Raw genomic sequence first — 16,716 nt, 5'->3', positions numbered from 1 at the left:
ACATGAATTACGATCATATATTAATTCGTTTTGGGGAAATTTCAACCAAAGGCAAAAACAGAAAAAGCTTTATTGAGCGCTTAAAGCAAAACGTCAGACTCGTTTTGAAAGACTATCCGAACTTAAAATACTTTTCCAATCGGGACCGGATGACGATTACATTAAATGGAGAAGATCCGGAGGCTCTTTTTCCTCATTTAAAGCAGGTGTTTGGCATTCAAAGCTTCAGCCTGGCGATTAAATGTGACAGCCGTTTAGATGAGATTAAGGCAACTGCTCTGCAGGCTATTGAGGATCAGTATCAGCCCGGTGATACGTTTAAAGTGGCGACAAAGAGAGCGTATAAACAATTTGAATTAGATACAAACGAAATGAACGCTGAAATCGGCGGCCACATTTTGAGACATACAGAAGGACTGACAGTCGATGTCCGCAACCCTGACATTCCGCTCAGAATCGAAATCAGGGAGGAAGCGACCTTTTTGACGATTCGCGATGAAAAAGGTGCAGGCGGACTGCCAGTTGGTTCAGCAGGCAAAGCGATGCTCATGCTTTCCGGCGGTTTTGACAGCCCTGTGGCAGGTTTTTATGCGATGAAACGGGGACTGTCGGTAGAAGCTGTACATTTCTTCAGCCCGCCATACACAAGCGAGCGCGCAAAGCAAAAGGTAATGGATCTGGCAAAATGTTTGTCCCGCTTTGGGGGAAGCATGACGCTTCATATCGTTCCGTTTACAAAAACGCAGGAGCTCATCCAAAAACAAATCCCTGAGAACTACACAATGACGGCAACCCGCCGCCTTATGCTTCAAATTGCTGACAGAATCCGAGAAAAGAGAAACGGGCTTGCCATCATTACAGGAGAGAGCCTCGGCCAGGTAGCGAGCCAAACGCTTGAAAGCATGTATGCGATAAATGCGGTGACGTCAACCCCGATTTTGCGTCCGTTAATCGGCATGGATAAAACAGACATCATCGAAAAGTCACGGGAAATCGGCACATACGAGACAAGCATTCAGCCGTTTGAAGACTGCTGCACGATCTTTACGCCGCCAAGCCCGAAAACACGTCCTAAAAAAGAAAAAATCGAACACTATGAAAGCTTTGTTGATTTTGAACCGTATATCCAAGAAGCGGTTGAAAACATTGAGACCATGACGCTGTACAGCGAACAAGAAGCAAACGATAAATTCGCGGAACTCTTTTAGGTCAGCCCAGCTCCTGTCTACAATTACCAAAGTTTTTCTGAATGAAGCCATGTGTTTTAACACAATCTATACTCACAAGGAGGTGAGACACATGGCACAAAACAGTCAAAACGGTAACAGCAGTAACCAACTTCTAGTACCAGGAGCTGCTCAAGCGATCGACCAAATGAAATTAGAAATCGCTTCTGAATTCGGTGTAAACCTTGGAGCGGACACAACTTCTCGCGCTAACGGTTCTGTTGGAGGAGAGATCACAAAACGTCTTGTATCTTTTGCTCAACAAAACATGGGCGGAGGACAATTCTAATTTACAATTTCACATAATGGCTTAGGAGTGGGGTTTTTCCCCACTCTTTTTTGTTTTTATATACATAAAAGGACCAGCGACCTATAAAAACACATGTTTATCGAGCTTGTTTTTAGGCAAATCCTTACGGAAAGAGCCTGTATTTATGTATAATGGGTGGAGAAAGTGAGGAGTTGTTCGTGTTAAAACGAGAAGATTTAATTGCCCCTATGCAATATAATTTAGTCAATGAAATGGAAAAGTTCAGTGCGGCTGGACAAAAAACCGCTCTTCTATGGGAGGATGAGACTGGCAAGCAAGAATCCTGGTCATATGAAAAGCTGATGGAAGAAACAAATAAAATCGGAGCGGCTTTGGCTGACCTTGGATTTAAAAAGGGCGACAAGGTGATTGTAATGGTTCCGCGGGTGCTCGAAGCCTATGCTGTTTATCTGGCTATCCTGAAATCAGGAATGGTTGTCATCCCGTGCTCTGAAATGCTTCGTGCGAAAGATCTTGAATACCGGATAGAACACGCGGAAGTGAAAGGCGCTATTGTCTATTCTGCGTTTATTGGCGCTTTCCGTGATGTCAGTACGGCTGACAAACTGATTAAGCTGTCTATTGGCGAAAACGAGGCCGGCTGGAAAAATCTCTTATCGATTGAAGCGGACGGAAGCCAATTTCAAACGGCTGACACAACTAGAGAAGATATGGCATTCTTATCTTACACCTCCGGAACAACAGGTCAGCCTAAAGGTGTTGTACATACGCACGGTTGGGCATTTGCTCATTTAAAAACATCTGCCGGCGCTTGGCTTGATATTTCTGAAAAGGATATCGTCTGGGCGACTGCTGCCCCAGGCTGGCAAAAGTGGGTGTGGAGCCCATTTTTAGCGGTGCTCGGCAGCGGAGCAACGGGTTTTGTGTACCAAGGCAGATTCAAAGCAGAAAAATATTTAGAACTTCTAAACCGCTACAAAGTCAATGTCTTCTGCTGTACGCCGACGGAATACCGCTTAATGGCGAAGGTCGAAGGCTTGGACCGCTATGACCTTTCTGCCCTGCACAGCGCCGTTTCTGCAGGCGAGCCGCTCAACCGTGAAGTCATTGATGTGTTCCAAAAGCACTTCGGCATTAAAGTTCGGGACGGATACGGCCAAACAGAAAGCACGCTTTTAGTCGGTGTCTTAAAAGACATGGATATTAAACCGGGAAGCATGGGAAAACCGACACCGGGAAATCAGGTGGAGATCATTGATGGAGACGGTGAAATCTGTAAAACTGGCGAAGTTGGCGATATCGCTGTCCACCTTAGCACGCCGGCACTCTTTAAAGAATATTACAAAGATCCGGACAGAATGAAGACACAAATTCGCGGTGATTATTTCCTAACAGGAGACAGAGCAAAAAAAGACGAGGAAGGTTATTTCTGGTTTGAAAGCCGAAATGACGATATCATCATCAGCTCCGGCTACACGATCGGGCCATTCGAAGTGGAAGACGCGCTCGTTAAGCACCCTGAAGTAAAAGAATGTGCTGTTGTTGCAAGCCCTGACGAAATCAGAGGCTCGATCGTTAAGGCGTACGTTGTCCTGCAAGATCATGAAAAACGCAGTGATGAGCTTGTCAAAAAGCTGCAAAACCATGTGAAGACCATCACCGCTCCATACAAATATCCTAGAGAAATTGAATTTGTGGAGAGCCTGCCGAAAACGGCTTCTGCAAAAATCAGACGCGTGGAATTAAGAAAACGTGAAGAACAGCTCAAAGCCAATAAAAAGGCGTAGAAGAAAGAGAGTGAACGTGAAGTGAAGGCGATATGGCACGGCGGTTTCATTTATACGATGCTCGAAGAAGGCGATCGTACAGAGGCGGTTTATGTTGAGGATGGTGTCATAAAAGGCACTGGGAGCTATGAGCATCTGAAGAAAAAGTACGGGTCTCCGGAAACAGAAGAAATCAGTCTGAACGGGGCAGTGATGTTTCCCGGGTTTGTCGACAGCCATTTACATTTAATCGGTCACGGTGAGAAACAGCTTCAGCTTGATCTGTCTGCGCTGACGTCTAAAGAAGCTATTGTACAGGCAGTGAAGGAAAGAGAACGGCAGTGTCCTGAAGGCGATTGGCTCATTGGAGAAGGATGGAATGAAAATCAATTTGAGACACCGGACTATTTGACAAAGCATGATCTTGACCGTTTATTTCCAGAGAGGCCCGTCTTGCTTAAGCGAATATGCCGGCATGCGCTGACTGTTAATTCTGCGGCTCTTCAAGCGGCAGGGATTACAAGACACACTCCTGACCCTGACGGAGGGGTCATCGTAAAAGATGCAAATGGTGTGCCGACCGGGCTTCTGTTTGACAAGGCGCAGGATCTCATTCTGAAGGCTGTCCCGCCAGTCTCCCAGCAATATGTTGATGAGGCGCTTACAGCTGCAATAAAAGACTGCTGGACAAAAGGCCTGACGGGGGGACATTCGGAAGACTTGTCCTATTATGGTGATGTGTCGGTGCCGATAAAAGCTTATGAGAAAGCTGCCGCAAGCGGAAGGTATCCGTTTCGCTGTCATTTGCTCGTTCATCATGAAGCGGTCGATCGCTGGGAGCGTCTGGAGCAGCCGTCGGGCCCGTATGTGGAATTCGGTGCGATGAAAATTTTTGCTGACGGGGCGCTTGGCGGAAGAACGGCTTTATTGAAAGAACCATATCACGACGATCCATCCACTAATGGTGTTCAAGTTCATGATGACGAAACCCTTGGCCGGCTCATTCGAAAAGCGAGAGAAAAAGGCATGGAGGTTGCCGTTCATGTAATCGGCGATCTTGCGTTTGAAAAAGTGCTGAACGCAATTGAAAAGCATCCGCCCAAAAGCGGCCGGCATGATCGGCTCATTCACGCTCAGGTGCTCAATGATGAATTAATCGAAAAAGCGGCACGCATGCCGATCGCGCTTGACCTTCAGCCCCATTTCGTCGCCAGTGATTTTCCGTGGGTCATTGACCGTCTTGGAAAAGACCGAATGAACACAGCCTTTGCGTGGAAAACGCTGCTGTCTAAAGGCATGTTATGCGCGGGAGGCTCAGACGCCCCGATTGAGCCTGTTGACCCGCTTCTTGGCATTCAATCGGCGGTACTCCGGAAAAGCAGCCATGAGAAGAACGGGCCGAGCTATCATGAAAGCGAATGTTTAACGGTGTATGAAGCGATTGAGCTCTACACAAAAGGAAGCGCCGGGATCATTTATAAAGAGAAGTCACGAGGGAAAATTGCAGAGGGCTATGATGCGGATTTTACGGTTCTCAGCGATGACCCATTAACAATTGACCCTGCACAGCTTCATCTTTTGGACATTAACAAGACGGTAATCAACGGCCAAATTGTATATGAGAAATCATAAAAGGACAGGCGGCAGCCTGTCCTTTCAGCGTATCGACAAACCCTCGCATTCGTTGTCTGGCCTGCGCGTCGGTGCTCACGAATTCCTACATTCGCTGTGCTCCGATGCTCGTCCTTCCTAGACTTCAAGGGTTTTCAATCACGCTGAATAGATGACAAAGTCATAAAACAAAAACCGTTTTATGACTTTGTCAACAATCTGAAAGGACAGGCGGCAGCCTGTCCTTTTCATTTTCTATAAAAAAGTGCGCTTCACTTTCTCCCAAAATGAATTGTCTTTTAGTTTGACTGTTTTGATTTTTTTGTCAGACAGTTTGATTTCGATCGTTTTCACGTTTCTCGTGCTGAGTGCTTCATTGTCCAAGCCGATGATTGGGTGTTCATTGCCGTCTTGCATCACGCGAAGGGTCAGCTTTCGGTCAGAACTGAGGACAAATGGCGAGCCGAGTGTCCGATAGGTGTTATTGTTAAGAGATGCAAGCTCAGACACCTGAATGCATGGAAGCAGCGGATCAACAACTGCTCCTGCAACGGACTTGTTATATGCGGTGCTGCCTGTCGGTGTTGAGATAATCATGCCGTCTCCTCTAAACGTTTCGAAGTGCAGATCATCAATCAGCACATCCATCACAAAGGTCTTAATAATGCTTGAACGGATGGAAACCTCGTTTAAGCAGTGAAAAGGGCTGGCGTTATCCACTGTCACTTCAATCAGCGGATACTTTCTGACTTCTATTTGTTCAAACGTCATTGCATCGACCATTTTTCCGTGATCATCACTATGAAAGTCACAATATAAATGAGCTTTCCTTTTTTTGGTAATGCCGACGTACAAGCAATCGTCACGGAAATTCGTCTTTCTGACTGCTTGCAAAAATGTGCCGTCCCCGCCAATACTTGCGATAATATTGGCGTCTGAGGGCTGATTCACAACTGTAAATCTATGCTCCTCAGCCAATTGTGTTAACGAGCTGGCTTGTTCGTTTGTTTTCTGGTCTTGTTTGTGAAAAAAATAAACATTACGGCGTTGATCGGTCATATCCCATTTCCCCTTTAGCTGTCATATTTAAGTTTTTCTGTCATCCAGTATTTGTGATAAAATACCTTTGGCCATAAGTGTACCATGTTTGCCGGCAGTCAGTTAAGCAGGAGCTTTCTCATCACATGAAACATTTTTCATATTGAACCGTATAATGAGAGAGTCTGGGAAAAAGGAGGAGAAAAAAATGAATGCAAAAAGATGGATTGCATTAGTGATTGCCTTGGGGATTTTCGGCGTCTCCATCATCGTCAGCATCTCAATGAGTTTCTTTGAAAGCGTCAAAGGCGCTCAAACGGATCTCACATCACTGACGGATGAATCGCAGGAAAAGACCCTGGAAAACGGCAGTCTCACAAGTAAAATTGCTGTATTGGAAGTCAGCGGCACCATTCAGGATAATGGGGATTCAAGCAGTCTGCTCGGTTCAGGGGGATATAACCACAGAACGTTTTTGAAAAACCTTGAGCGTGCAAAAGATGACAAGGCAGTTAAAGGAATCGTTCTGAAGGTGAATTCTCCGGGCGGCGGAGTCTATGAAAGTGCTGAAATACATAAGAAGCTGGAAGAAATTAAGAAAGAAACAAAAAAACCGATTTACGTGTCGATGGGATCGATGGCAGCATCCGGCGGCTATTACATCTCAACGGCGGCTGATAAGATTTTTGCCACCCCGGAAACCTTGACCGGGTCACTCGGCGTCATTATGGAAAGCGTCAATTATGCAAAGCTCGCTGATAAGCTCGGTATTTCTTTTGAAACAATTAAGAGCGGGGCCCATAAGGATATTATGTCTCCTTCCCGTGAGATGACGAAAGAAGAAAAGAACATCATGCAATCAATGGTTGATAATTCTTATGAAGGTTTTGTTGATGTCATTTCTGAAGGCCGCGGCATGCCGAAAGCAGAGGTAAAGAAAATTGCGGACGGACGCGTCTATGACGGTCGGCAGGCGAAAAAACTGAATCTTGTTGATAAGCTTGGTTTTTATGACGATACCATTTCAGCGATGAAAAAGGATCATAAAGATTTGAAAAACGCCTCTGTCATTTCTTACGAGGAAAGTTTCGGGTTAGGCTCGCTGTTTTCCATGGGCGCCAACAAAATGTTTAAGAGTGAAATCGATTTTCTGAATATGAGAGAAGTACTTTCACAATCCGGTTCGCCGAGAATGATGTATCTCTATGCGAAGTAGGAGGGGTCTATAATGGATGTGACATATGAAGAGTTAGAGCGCAATGACCTCAAAGGCCCGCTAGAAGCGGAACAGCTTACACATGCTTATGCGGGCTTTTGGGTTCGTTTCTGGGCTTTTCTGCTTGATTGGCTCGTTGTATGGGGATTAAACCATTTACTTGTTTCTCCCCTCTTTACCGTATTGGATCTGCCGAAAACATCCGGCATGTTTACCTTCTCGGCCTACAGTGTGACTACGCTTGTTGTGTATCTTGCCTATTTTGCGCTGATGACAAAGTTCTTTGGGCAGACGCTTGGAAAAATGGTATTCGGCCTCAAAGTGGTTTCCGTGAAGCATGATCATCAGCTGACATGGAGTACAGTGATTTTTCGTGAAGTAGTCGGACGGTATATTGATAAGATTTGGATTTTATATATCGTTGTTGCTTTTTCGCCTACAAAACAGGGGATTCATGATTACATTGCGGATACGACTGTGGTGCATGAAAAACTATATCGTAAATAACCGATAAACCCGGACCTCGTCCGGGTTTCAGCTTGTAGAGAAAACGACGTTTTTTCTACAAGCCTTTTTTGTTTTCTACTGTTTCTTTAGTTGTTCAGCGGATTTCAAAAACTGAAAAAGAGCTCCCACATACCTAGCCCTGCTTGGCTAGGTATGTGGCAATCTTCTTCATGTTCTGGCATGCGGCTGTGAGGAGAACTTGTTCACTCACATTCCGTTTTCCCCTCAACCTGCAATAGCGAAGCCCATGCAGCTGTTTTGAATCTGCAAAGCTTCGCTCTATTTTTTCTTTTCTTTTTTTATAGAGGGTTTTCCCTGAAACAGACAAACGATTTTGTCTGATCTTTTCTTTATGGTCCTCCCATACATGACGGGTGATGACCTTCTGGCGGTTCTTTGATCTTGTGCATTGCGCAAGCAATGGGCATGCGGAACAGGTTTCAGGATTTGATTTATATGACCGGTAGCCTTTTCGGTCAGTTGTTGAGTATGTAAGTACCTGCTGGTTCGGGCAAATGTAACTGTCTTGTTCACTGTCATAATGAAACTTCCATTTTGGAAACAAACCTCTAGTAGGGTGATATCGTCTATGCGCAATAACGCCAAAAATATGGCGGTCGGCTAACCCTTTACAGATCGGAGTCGTTAAATAACCAGAATCAAGAGCGACGGCTTCTACTTCAAAATGAAATCGTGCAATTTGGTGATCTAATCGGTCAAGATAAGGCACAGAATCATGGACATTTCCAGGCGTAACATAGGCGTCGGTGATAATGTTATGTTTCATATCCGTTGTTCGGTGATCTAAGTAAAAGAAACCCTCCGGTTTGTTTTCGCTATAGTAAGGCTTAACCTTTTCAATGATAAAAGAGAAGTCTATGCGTTTATCAATTTTTCGAAGCAAATGATCCTCTTCGACGAGTTGGTCAAGCAGAACAAATTCGGCTGCGTTTTGAGAAGAATTTCTTGTGTGGAACATGAGAAAGACACCATCCTTTTTAGTCTTTCTTTTATTTTATTACACGAGAATGGTTATTTTAAGGAAAAATAAAGGCTGTCGAGATTTTCTCGACAGCCTGAAACCCGGACCTCGTCCGGGTTTATTTTTTTCTGAATTGGCGATAATGCTCCTAGAGGAAGTGAGAGAATATGGTATATGTGCTGACAGCCATTCTTATTCTTATAGGTATCGTGCTGCTTCTCAGAATGAAAATGTATGTTGCTGTTGAGTATCTTCATGCTGATGATAACGACAAACTGACCTTGAAGATCACAGCGCTGTTTGGCCTGATCCGGATCAAAAAATCGATCCCAGCCATTAAGGTGAACAAAGCTGACGGATCAGTTGATATCAAACAAAAAACAAAATCCAAAGTGAAAAAAAGCAGCAGCGAGAAAAAAATTACGTTTGATGATGTGCAGCAAAGCATTCATAAAATCGAAATGATTTTGCAACAGGTCAAAAATTTGCGGAAAATCAGCGCGTCTTTTCTGGCGCATTTACATATTACAAAACTCGAATGGATTACAATCGTCGGAATTCAAGACGCGGCAGTGACAGGTGTGTTAACAGGTGCTGTTTGGAGTGTGAAAGGCGGCATCGCTGCAATGCTGTATGACCATCTGAACTTTGTCAATAAGCCCGTCTATGAAGTGATTCCGTCATTTCAAGTCCCTGTCTCCAGAACCCACTTTCAGTGTATATTCTTTTTTCGCTTTGGACATGCTATGCTTGCAGCTTTCAAATTCGTCAAATACGGAAGGGAGCTATCCGTATTTAAGAAGAATCCGTCGTCCCGAATGACTTCAAAGAATGATTCATCAGTTTAAGGAGGAAGCGTATATGGCAGACCATCCCATCCAAGGTTTAATGAAAACCGCAATGGAAAACTTGAAGGAAATGATTGATGTTAACACCATCATCGGAGATCCGGTTGAAACGCCGGATGGAAGCGTGATTTTAACCGTTTCTAAAGTTGGATTCGGCTTCGCCGCAGGCGGAAGCGAGTTTGGCGGAAAGCCGGCTGAAAAGAAATCGGAAGACGATGAGACAAGGGAACAAAAACTTCCTTTCGGAGGCGGAAGCGGGGGCGGTGTGTCCATTACGCCGATCGCGTTTTTAATTGTCGGATCGACAGGAATCAGAATGCTTCATTTAGATGAAAATACCCATTTGATTGAGAAAATCTTAGACGCAGCCCCTCAAACCCTTGAACGCATCCAGCAAATGTTCAAGAAAAATAACAAGAACCAAGGCCAGGGCCAAAATCAAAACCAAATGAACAATATGAATTATTAAAGAAGGTTAACTGCGGCGGCCGCAGTTAACTTTTTTTTGGCATAAACTTTGCAGTTTACAGGAAACTTTACTATGATAGAGACATACATACAAAAGGGAGGAATTATAATGGCTGAAATTACATTTAAAGGCGGTCCGGTTACACTTATCGGACAAGAAGTGAAAGTAGGAGAGCAAGCTCCTGACTTCACAGTGCTGACTAACAGCCTTGAAGAAAAATCGTTAGCTGATATGAAAGGAAAGGTAACGATTATTTCTGTTATCCCTTCAATTGACACAGGTGTTTGTGATGCGCAAACACGCCGTTTTAACGAAGAAGCAGCTAAGCTTGGAGATGTCAACGTCTACACAATCAGTGCAGACCTTCCATTTGCACAAGCCCGCTGGTGCGGCGCAAACGGAATTGATAGAGTGGAAACGCTGTCTGACCACAGAGAGATGTCATTTGGCGAAGCGTTCGGTGTGTATATTAAAGAACTTCGTCTGCTTGCGCGTTCCGTATTCGTCCTTGATGAGAGCGGAAAAGTCGTTTACGCAGAATATGTAAGTGAAGCAACAAACCATCCGAACTATGAGGAGCCTATTGAGGCTGCCAAGGCATTAGTGAAGTAAGCAGGGAAAAAGCTCCTGGCTGCCGCCGGAGCTTTTTTTATGGCAAGGAGGAACACATATGCAAAAAGACAATGTAGGCGCGGTGTACGAGCTGTTAGACGAAGCCGCGATCATCATAAAGAATGAATGGCAAATTTCATATATAGAGGCGCTGGCTGAGGCGGGAGAAATGTATTTTCTTGAAAAAACCGACCAGCTGAAACTGTCTGATAAGAAAAACGAACAGCTTCAGGCTTTGCTCGGGAAAGCGGAGTTCGGCACCTATGAGCACGAATGGGTGCGCAAAGCTTTTCAGCTATCCGTCCTGAAAGGGCTGAAAGATATCTCCCATCCGAACAGACAGATGACGCCTGACACGATTGGACTATTCATCAGTTATTTGGTGAATAAGTTTATGGCGGACAAAAAGGAACTGTCAATCCTTGATCCTGCTGTGGGAACGGGGAATCTTCTGTTCACCGTGCTGAACCAGCTGTCTGAAAAAACGGCCAATAGCTATGGAATTGAGATTGATGACGTGCTCTTAAAGATCGCGTATGCCCAAGCGAACCTTTTGAAAAAAGAGATTGAGCTTTTCCATCAGGACAGCCTTGAACCGCTGTTTATCGATCCTGTTGACACGGTCATATGCGATCTGCCGGTCGGCTATTATCCGAATGACGAAGGAGCAGAAGCGTTTGACCTCAAAGCGGACGAAGGCCATTCCTTCGCACATCATCTGTTTATTGAACAGAGCGTCAAACATACCAAACCGGGCGGATATTTATTTTTTATGATCCCGAATCATTTGTTTGAGAGCTCTCAAAGCGACAAGCTGAAACAGTTTTTCAAAGATAAGGTTCATATCAACGCCCTTTTGCAGCTCCCAAAATCGATATTTAAAGACGAGGCTCATGCCAAAAGCATTCTTGTGCTTCAGAAAAAAGGAGAGGAGACAAAAGCGCCGGGGCAAATTCTGCTTGCGAATCTTCCGTCTTTCTCCAATCAGAAGGCGACGCTTGATATGATGGCTCAAATAGATGCGTGGGTTACAAAAGAAAAATAGATGTCAAGTAGCAGCTTAGGCAGCCGTCATACGATGGATGCCTAAGCTGTTTTTATTATGGCGCTTGATGACCGAACAGACGAATTGAATCAAGCTTTACAACACAAAATACAGAAGGGAAAAACCGCAACATGTAAGCGTTCATCAATACGAAATCTGCAGATAATATATCAGAAAATAACGACTTCTAAGTGTAAGCGCTATCAATATACAAGTTGACTTGAAATGCCGACATGACAATGTTTAAATGGAAAAGTCAGATATTTTTCGGAGAAGATAAAGATATTCACCGGGAAAAAAGTACGAAAACGAAGTTGTTGATACAGAGTATAAAGGAGCGTCAATCATGTCCAAAATTATTGCAATTAACGCAGGAAGCTCGTCTTTGAAATTTCAGCTTTTCGAAATGCCTTCAGAAACTGTTTTAACGAAGGGTTTAGTTGAACGAATTGGTATCGCCGATAGCGTATTCACGATTTCTGTAAACGGCGAAAAAAATACAGAAGTAACTGATATTCCGGATCATGCTGTAGCGGTTAAAATGCTGCTGAGTAAGCTAACGGAATTCGGCATTATTAAAGATTTAAATGAAATTGACGGAATTGGCCACCGTGTCGTTCACGGCGGAGAAAAATTCAGCGATTCTGTTTTATTAACGGATGAAACCATTCAGGAAATTGAAGATATTTCTGAATTGGCACCGCTTCACAACCCGGCAAATATCGTTGGAATTAAAGCGTTCAAAGAAGTGCTTCCAAATGTTCCTGCGGTTGCTGTTTTTGATACGGCATTCCACCAAACAATGCCTGAGCAGTCTTACCTGTACAGCCTGCCGTATGACTACTATGAAAAATTCGGCATCCGTAAATACGGCTTCCACGGCACTTCACATAAATATGTGACTGAGCGCGCGGCAGAGCTTCTCGGCCGTCCGTTAAAAGATTTACGCCTGATTTCCTGCCACCTTGGAAACGGCGCAAGTATCGCTGCTGTTGAAGGCGGAAAATCAATTGATACATCTATGGGCTTTACGCCGCTTGCCGGTGTTGCAATGGGTACACGCTCTGGAAACATCGACCCTGCCCTGATTCCATATATCATGGAGAAAACAGGCCAAACGGCTGACGAAGTACTGAATACACTAAACAAAAAAAGCGGCCTGCTCGGCATTTCCGGTTTCTCAAGCGATCTTCGTGACATCGTTGAAGCAACAAAAGAAGGAAATGAGCGCGCGGAAACGGCTCTTGAAGTCTTCGCAAGCAGAATCCACAAGTACATCGGTTCTTACGCTGCAAGAATGAGCGGTGTGGATGCGATCATCTTTACTGCCGGCATCGGTGAAAACAGCGTGGAAGTCAGAGAACGCGTTCTTCGCGGCTTAGAATTCATGGGTGTATACTGGGATACTGCGCTTAATAACGTACGCGGCGAGGAAGCTTTCATCAGCTATCCGCATTCTCCAGTAAAAGTCATGATCATTCCGACTGATGAAGAAGTCATGATTGCACGCGACGTTGTTCGTTTAGCAAAATAAATCGCATGAAAGCACATTCTCTTGAATGTGCTTTTTTGTTGATGCATCATAATCATAAAAACATAAAAGAGGTGGGCCAATGAGTGTTCAAACGCATAAACAAGAAGCTCCGGATATCGTTCGGTGCAAAGTGATCACAGTCAGTGACACGAGAACGGAGGAAACCGATAAAAGCGGCAAGTCGATGATTTCGTTTTTAGAAGAAGCCGGTCACCACATTGCTGCATATGAAATTGTGAAAGACGAAAAGGACGCTTTGCAGCGGGCTGTGCTTGCGGGCTGTATGGATGAACAAATAGACGCGGTTCTCTTAAACGGAGGGACAGGCATAGCAAATCGGGACGTCACAATTGAAGCCATTACGCCGCTGTTTTCAAAAGAGCTGCCTGGCTTTGGAGAAATATTCAGGATGCTGAGTTATACAGAGGATATCGGCTCTGCCGCGATCATGTCGAGAGCCACTGCTGGCGTTATCCAGCATACAGCTGTTTTCTCAACCCCGGGCTCAAGCGGCGCGGTAAGGCTGGCCATGAATAAGCTGATTATTCCCGAACTGGCACATGTCGTCAGAGAAATCAGAAAAGACAAGTAAATGAATAAATAATAAGAAACTTCACCTGAAAATTAGGTGAAGTTTTTTTTATAAAAGGCTTGAAAAAACGAAACGTACTTGTTAAAGTGTATACATACAAAATGTATTTTTATTAAATATAATTTATTTTTATACAAAAATGATACACGGTTGAGAGGGGATTTTTATCATGTCAGAACAGAAAAAAGTCGTATTAGCATACTCGGGAGGACTTGATACCTCCGTCGCAATAAAATGGCTTCAAGAGCAAGGATATAATGTGATTGCCTGCTGTCTGGACGTCGGTGAAGGCAAGGATTTGGCGTTTGTTCAACAGAAAGCGCTGGAAGTCGGCGCGACAAATTCCTACGTGATCGATGCAAAAGAAGAATTCGCACAGGACTACGCGCTTATCTCTTTGCAGGCCCATACAATGTATGAAGGGAAATATCCGCTCGTTTCGGCATTATCTCGGCCGCTGATTGCAAAAAAACTGGTTGAAATCGCGGAAAAGGAAGATGCACAGGCGATTGCGCACGGATGCACAGGGAAAGGAAATGACCAGGTTCGTTTCGAAGTCTCCATTAAGTCATTAAACCCTGATCTTGAAGTGATCGCGCCGGTTCGGGAATGGCAGTGGTCACGTGAAGAAGAAATTGAATATGCGGCAAGCCGCGGCATTCCGATTCCGATCAATCTTGACAGCCCATATTCTATTGATCAAAACCTCTGGGGCCGCGCGAATGAGTGCGGCATTTTAGAAGATCCATGGGCGGCGCCGCCTGAAGGCGCATACGATTTAACAGCTCCGCTGGAAAAAACCCCGGACACACCGGAAGTGATTGAAATTGCGTTTGAGCAAGGTGTGCCTGTATCCATTGACGGCGTAGCCTACTCGCTTTCTGAATTGATTTTGAAGCTGAATGAAATGGCAGGCGCGCACGGCGTCGGACGTATCGACCATGTGGAAAACCGCCTTGTCGGCATCAAATCCCGGGAAGTATACGAATGCCCTGGTGCGATGACACTCATCAAAGCGCATAAAGAACTGGAAGATTTAACACTGGTAAAAGAAGTAGCCCACTTTAAACCGATCATCGAGCAAAAAATGTCAGAAATCATTTACAACGGCTTATGGTTCTCACCGTTAAAAGACGCGCTGCACGCTTTCTTAAAAGAAACACAACAGCATGTCACAGGCATTGTCCGCGTGAAGCTGTTTAAAGGCCATGCAATTGTAGAGGGACGCAAATCAGAATACTCTCTATATGACGAAAAACTCGCAACATATACAAAAGACGATGCGTTTGATCACCATGCGGCAATCGGGTTTATCGAGCTTTGGGGACTTCCTACAAAAGTGAACAGCATCGTGAAAAAGAAGGAGCAGATGAAAGCATGAAGAAGCTTTGGGGAGGCCGATTTCAAAAAACGCCGGAAAAATGGGTCGACGAGTTCGGCGCGTCTATATCATTTGACCGAAATTTAGTGACCGAAGACATTACAGGGTCTCTCGCACATGCTGCCATGCTGAAAAAATGCGGTATCCTGACAGCGGAAGAAGAGCTGAAAATCCGTGAGGGACTGAATACCCTTCTGCAAAAAGCTGAGAAAGGGGCATTGGAATTCTCAGTTGATTATGAGGATATTCATTTGAACATTGAGAAAATGCTTATTGACGAAATCGGCCCTCTCGGCGGCAAGCTGCATACCGGAAGAAGCCGAAATGATCAGGTGGCGACTGACATGCATTTATACTTAAAAGATCATGTCAGCCACATTATTGAGCTGATTGAGGCGTTCCAAAGCGTATTGATTGAAAAGGCGGAAGCGAATGTTGAAACGATTCTGCCGGGTTACACACATCTGCAGCGCGCCCAGCCGATTTCATTCGCCCACCATTTGCTTGCGTATTTCTGGATGATGGAGCGCGACAAGGAGCGCTTTCAGGATTCAATAAAACGGATTAACAAATCTCCGCTCGGCTGCGGAGCGCTCGCGGGAACAACCTTTCCTATCGACCGTGACTATTCAGCAGAACTGCTCGGTTTTGATTCTATCTATGAAAACAGCCTGGACGGCGTCAGCGACAGAGATTTCATTTTAGAGTTTTTAAGCAACAGCAGTATGCTGATGATGCACCTATCCCGTTTCTCTGAAGAGATCATTCTATGGTGCTCTCAGGAGTTTAAATTCATTGAGCTTGACGATACGTACGCAACGGGAAGCAGCATGATGCCGCAAAAGAAAAACCCTGATATGGCAGAACTGATCCGCGGGAAAACAGGACGCGTATACGGTGATATGATAGGGCTGTTTACGATCATGAAAGGCCTTCCGCTCGCTTACAACAAAGACCTTCAAGAAGACAAAGAAGGCATGTTTGACACGGTGAAAACGGTCGAGGGCAGCCTGCAAATCTTCACAGGCATGATCCAAACAATGACTGTAAACAAAGAGGTCATGAAGCAAGCGACAAAACAAGACTTCTCAAATGCGACGGAACTGGCCGATTATTTAGCGAAAAAAGGAATGCCGTTCAGAGAAGCGCATGAAGTAGTCGGAAAACTTGTGTACACATGCATCGAAAAAGGGATCTATTTAAGCGATATGCCGTTTGCTGAATTTCAGCAGGCGAGCCCGCTCTTCGAAGAAGATATTTACACTGTGTTAGACCCTTACCACGCAGTTGAAAAAAGAATGAGCGCCGGAGGCACCGGGTTCAAACAGGTGGAGCAGGCGCTAAAAAAAGCGAAAGCTTGCGTGGCAGCCGGAGTTTGTTAAAATTTCCTTCATAAAATCCCGTCATTATAGCCAACCTATCTCTATAATGATGGGAGGCAGAAGAATGAAAAAAGAACCGGAACGCTATATTTATGATGAACAAGAAAGCCAGGAGACAACAAGACTCATTTCAGAAGCCTATCAAAGCGGTTATGTCGATATGCCTGATCAGGAGCCTCCATCTTCTGCGGAATAAGCTGTCTGTACAGGCAGCTTTTTTTGTATGTCAAAGTGTA

The 16,716-nt window shown here is 44.8% G+C and carries 16 protein-coding genes and 1 pseudogene; 15 read left to right on the top strand and 2 right to left on the bottom strand.

Annotated features, from left to right (window positions below; all coding sequences use genetic code 11):
* The first annotated feature begins 2 nt into the window (after positions 1-2).
* From thiI to M1D98_RS13960, 4 genes are all read left to right on the top strand, one after another.
* Positions 3-1,208, top strand: a complete 1,206-nt coding sequence (gene thiI, locus M1D98_RS13975) for a tRNA uracil 4-sulfurtransferase ThiI (protein ID WP_456279655.1) — start codon at positions 3-5, stop codon at positions 1,206-1,208.
* A 91-nt stretch (positions 1,209-1,299) separates the two neighbouring features.
* Positions 1,300-1,515 (top strand): alpha/beta-type small acid-soluble spore protein, encoded by a 216-nt coding sequence (locus M1D98_RS13970; protein ID WP_010329658.1) that lies wholly within the window; start codon positions 1,300-1,302, stop codon positions 1,513-1,515.
* 179 nt (positions 1,516-1,694) lie between these two features.
* Complete coding sequence (mbcS, locus tag M1D98_RS13965; RefSeq protein ID WP_010329659.1) at positions 1,695-3,284, top strand: acyl-CoA synthetase MbcS; 1,590 nt, start codon at positions 1,695-1,697, stop codon at positions 3,282-3,284.
* A 21-nt stretch (positions 3,285-3,305) separates the two neighbouring features.
* On the top strand, positions 3,306-4,895 hold the full coding sequence (locus M1D98_RS13960; protein ID WP_456279654.1) for an amidohydrolase: 1,590 nt from the start codon (positions 3,306-3,308) through the stop codon (positions 4,893-4,895).
* A gap of 234 nt (positions 4,896-5,129) precedes the next feature.
* On the opposite strand, the gene M1D98_RS13955 is transcribed toward M1D98_RS13960, so the two are convergent.
* Complete coding sequence (locus M1D98_RS13955) at positions 5,130-5,933, bottom strand: NAD kinase (protein WP_456279653.1); 804 nt, start codon at positions 5,931-5,933, stop codon at positions 5,130-5,132.
* Between the two features lie 187 nt (positions 5,934-6,120).
* Between M1D98_RS13955 and sppA the strand changes: the two genes are divergently transcribed.
* Entirely contained in the window at positions 6,121-7,128 is a 1,008-nt protein-coding gene (gene sppA / locus M1D98_RS13950) for a signal peptide peptidase SppA (protein ID WP_010329662.1), read from the top strand.
* Positions 7,129-7,140: 12 nt separating this feature from the next.
* Positions 7,141-7,635, top strand: a complete 495-nt coding sequence (locus M1D98_RS13945; RefSeq protein WP_010329663.1) for an RDD family protein — start codon at positions 7,141-7,143, stop codon at positions 7,633-7,635.
* A gap of 133 nt (positions 7,636-7,768) precedes the next feature.
* Here the strand turns inward: M1D98_RS13945 and M1D98_RS13940 are convergent.
* A pseudogene (locus M1D98_RS13940) lies at positions 7,769-8,470 on the bottom strand (transposase); the annotation flags it as partial.
* Between the two features lie 314 nt (positions 8,471-8,784).
* On the opposite strand from M1D98_RS13940, the gene M1D98_RS13935 reads away from it, so the two are divergent.
* From M1D98_RS13935 to M1D98_RS13895, 9 genes are all read left to right on the top strand, one after another.
* A complete protein-coding gene (locus tag M1D98_RS13935; RefSeq protein ID WP_129550679.1) occupies positions 8,785-9,465 on the top strand; it encodes a DUF2953 domain-containing protein in 681 nt (226 codons plus the stop codon).
* 13 nt (positions 9,466-9,478) lie between these two features.
* The gene (gene ytfJ, locus M1D98_RS13930; protein ID WP_003223504.1) at positions 9,479-9,934 is read left to right on the top strand and encodes a GerW family sporulation protein; all 456 of its coding nucleotides are present in this window, start codon (positions 9,479-9,481) and stop codon (positions 9,932-9,934) included.
* Between the two features lie 108 nt (positions 9,935-10,042).
* Entirely contained in the window at positions 10,043-10,546 is a 504-nt protein-coding gene (gene tpx / locus M1D98_RS13925) for a thiol peroxidase (protein ID WP_010329664.1), read from the top strand.
* A 58-nt stretch (positions 10,547-10,604) separates the two neighbouring features.
* Entirely contained in the window at positions 10,605-11,591 is a 987-nt protein-coding gene (locus M1D98_RS13920; RefSeq protein WP_010329665.1) for a class I SAM-dependent methyltransferase, read from the top strand.
* 346 nt (positions 11,592-11,937) lie between these two features.
* Positions 11,938-13,125 carry an acetate kinase gene (locus M1D98_RS13915; protein WP_010329666.1) on the top strand — a complete coding sequence of 396 codons (1,188 nt, stop codon included), beginning with the start codon at positions 11,938-11,940 and terminating at the stop codon, positions 13,123-13,125.
* A gap of 79 nt (positions 13,126-13,204) precedes the next feature.
* On the top strand, positions 13,205-13,717 hold the full coding sequence (locus tag M1D98_RS13910) for a MogA/MoaB family molybdenum cofactor biosynthesis protein (protein WP_010329667.1): 513 nt from the start codon (positions 13,205-13,207) through the stop codon (positions 13,715-13,717).
* Between the two features lie 169 nt (positions 13,718-13,886).
* A complete protein-coding gene (locus M1D98_RS13905) occupies positions 13,887-15,098 on the top strand; it encodes an argininosuccinate synthase (RefSeq protein WP_148962333.1) in 1,212 nt (403 codons plus the stop codon).
* Positions 15,095-16,480 carry an argininosuccinate lyase gene (argH, locus tag M1D98_RS13900; RefSeq protein WP_456279652.1) on the top strand — a complete coding sequence of 462 codons (1,386 nt, stop codon included), beginning with the start codon at positions 15,095-15,097 and terminating at the stop codon, positions 16,478-16,480. The genes M1D98_RS13905 and argH overlap by 4 nt, the downstream gene beginning before the upstream one ends.
* A 64-nt stretch (positions 16,481-16,544) precedes the next feature.
* Positions 16,545-16,676, top strand: a complete 132-nt coding sequence (locus tag M1D98_RS13895) for a hypothetical protein (RefSeq protein WP_268522177.1) — start codon at positions 16,545-16,547, stop codon at positions 16,674-16,676.
* Positions 16,677-16,716 lie beyond the last annotated feature (40 nt).

The organism is Bacillus sp. K7, assembly GCF_053903245.1.
The sequence above is the reverse complement of the archived record's forward strand: the minus strand, read 5'-3'. Positions and strand labels throughout refer to the sequence as shown.

Excerpts from the sequence above, each read along its gene's own strand:
- M1D98_RS13935 (WP_129550679.1), top strand. The coding sequence starts at position 8,785 with ATGGTATATGTGCTGACAGCCATTCTTATTCTTATAGGTATCGTGCTG.
- tpx (WP_010329664.1), top strand. The coding sequence starts at position 10,043 with ATGGCTGAAATTACATTTAAAGGCGGTCCGGTTACACTTATCGGACAA.
- M1D98_RS13905 (WP_148962333.1), top strand. The coding sequence starts at position 13,887 with ATGTCAGAACAGAAAAAAGTCGTATTAGCATACTCGGGAGGACTTGAT.
- M1D98_RS13920 (WP_010329665.1), top strand. The coding sequence starts at position 10,605 with ATGCAAAAAGACAATGTAGGCGCGGTGTACGAGCTGTTAGACGAAGCC.
- thiI (WP_456279655.1), top strand. The coding sequence starts at position 3 with ATGAATTACGATCATATATTAATTCGTTTTGGGGAAATTTCAACCAAA.
- M1D98_RS13970 (WP_010329658.1), top strand. The coding sequence starts at position 1,300 with ATGGCACAAAACAGTCAAAACGGTAACAGCAGTAACCAACTTCTAGTA.
- argH (WP_456279652.1), top strand. The coding sequence starts at position 15,095 with ATGAAGAAGCTTTGGGGAGGCCGATTTCAAAAAACGCCGGAAAAATGG.
- M1D98_RS13945 (WP_010329663.1), top strand. The coding sequence starts at position 7,141 with ATGGATGTGACATATGAAGAGTTAGAGCGCAATGACCTCAAAGGCCCG.
- sppA (WP_010329662.1), top strand. The coding sequence starts at position 6,121 with ATGAATGCAAAAAGATGGATTGCATTAGTGATTGCCTTGGGGATTTTC.
- M1D98_RS13895 (WP_268522177.1), top strand. The coding sequence starts at position 16,545 with ATGAAAAAAGAACCGGAACGCTATATTTATGATGAACAAGAAAGCCAG.
- M1D98_RS13915 (WP_010329666.1), top strand. The coding sequence starts at position 11,938 with ATGTCCAAAATTATTGCAATTAACGCAGGAAGCTCGTCTTTGAAATTT.
- M1D98_RS13910 (WP_010329667.1), top strand. The coding sequence starts at position 13,205 with ATGAGTGTTCAAACGCATAAACAAGAAGCTCCGGATATCGTTCGGTGC.
- M1D98_RS13955 (WP_456279653.1), bottom strand. The coding sequence starts at position 5,933 with ATGACCGATCAACGCCGTAATGTTTATTTTTTTCACAAACAAGACCAG.
- ytfJ (WP_003223504.1), top strand. The coding sequence starts at position 9,479 with ATGGCAGACCATCCCATCCAAGGTTTAATGAAAACCGCAATGGAAAAC.